Below are 1,314 nucleotides of genomic sequence, written 5' to 3'. Positions count from 1 at the left end.
CAGCGCGGCAGCGCCGCCGCCGTGCCGGCCATGGCGTCCGGACGGTGACTGCTCTCCGTGCCGCGGCACGGCCTTTTCGCTGACGCTGGCACCGGCCGGCGGGGTGAACTCGAACAGGCCCTGGTCCGGGGTCTCGAGCGTCAGCTTGCTGAAGCCCAGCTGGAACGCCGGATCCTGCTGTCCCCGCGCGTTGACCCTGAGGCTGAGCGGCAGGCCGGTCTCGGCGTCGACGGCGACGGTCACGGATCCCACCAGCGTGGCAGTGCTGTTCGGCTCCACCAGCAGCTGATAGGCGCTGCGCCCGGCGACCTCGGTATCGGCGCCGACGGACACCTTCGTTTCCGGGCCGATCTTGGCCAGCAGGTGATCGGCGAGCTGTTCGGGCGTGTAGGCGCTGGCGGGATGGTGCGCACCGCCGTCGTGATTCTTTCCGCCGTCCGCACAGGAGGGCAGCGTCAGGTGGACCGCCTCGTTCTCCTTGGAGCTGTAGACCCAGGCCTCGGTGCCGTTGCGGATCACGTCGCGCTCTGCAAAGCGGTCGAAGAGCTGCAGCCGGGCCTGGTCCGGCCCGTCCAGGTAGACGCGCGCGGTGCGGGAACCGGTCAGCAGTTCCAGCGCCTCGGCCACCTGTCCGCCCTCGTCCGCGGGCAGGTCCTCGGGAAGTTCCGGGAGCCCCAGCGCGGAGTCCTGTTCCAGCGTGCCGGAGAGTTCCCGGACGTCGCTGTCCGCCACGAATTCCAGCAACTGCTGCGGGGTCTTGTCCGGCAGATCGGTTGCGGCGTTGGCCTGCAGGGAACCGGTGAGCACTCCGCCGGCAATGACTGCGGGCACGACGGCGGCGGGCAGCCAGCGCTTCCACGTCCGGTCCATGGCACATCACCTTTTCTGCTGCTGCAGGACTCGCTTCCCAGCCTACGCTTCCCGCCTCGCCGGGTCACCAGTCACGGCGTAGCCGGCACCGCCGGAGCTCCAAGGCCCGGGCGCGGGTGTTGGTGCGCCGGGGCGGCCCGAGCGAGCTCCAGAGCGGCCGATAATCGACACAGGCCCGTCGCGGAAGGCCGCTCTCGCACAGCTCGGCCGCTCTGGAGGACTGCGGCCGTCGCCGATGTCCAGCGACTGCTCCTGTTGCTCGGCAGCGCGGTCCGACCGGCCGTGACATCGGCTCCACAAGATGGCTGTCGTTCCGCCGAGCTCCAGAGCGGCCGAAAGTCGACACAGCCCCGTCGCGGAAGGCCGCTCTCGCACAGCTCGGCCGCTCTCGAGGTCCGCGGCCGTCGCCGATGTCCAGCGACTGCTCCTGTTGCTCGGCACCGC

1 protein-coding gene is annotated in these 1,314 nt (G+C 70.6%); it reads right to left on the bottom strand.

All coding sequences use genetic code 11. The features are described from left to right. On the bottom strand, nt 1-870 hold an 870-nt coding region (locus AC5RUJ_RS16490), incomplete at its 3' end, for a LolA family protein (RefSeq protein WP_494156271.1). Nucleotides 871-1,314 lie beyond the last annotated feature (444 nt).

It is taken from the genome of Arthrobacter sp. Y3223164 (genome assembly GCF_059091005.1).
The sequence above is the reverse complement of the archived record's forward strand: the minus strand, read 5'-3'. Positions and strand labels throughout refer to the sequence as shown.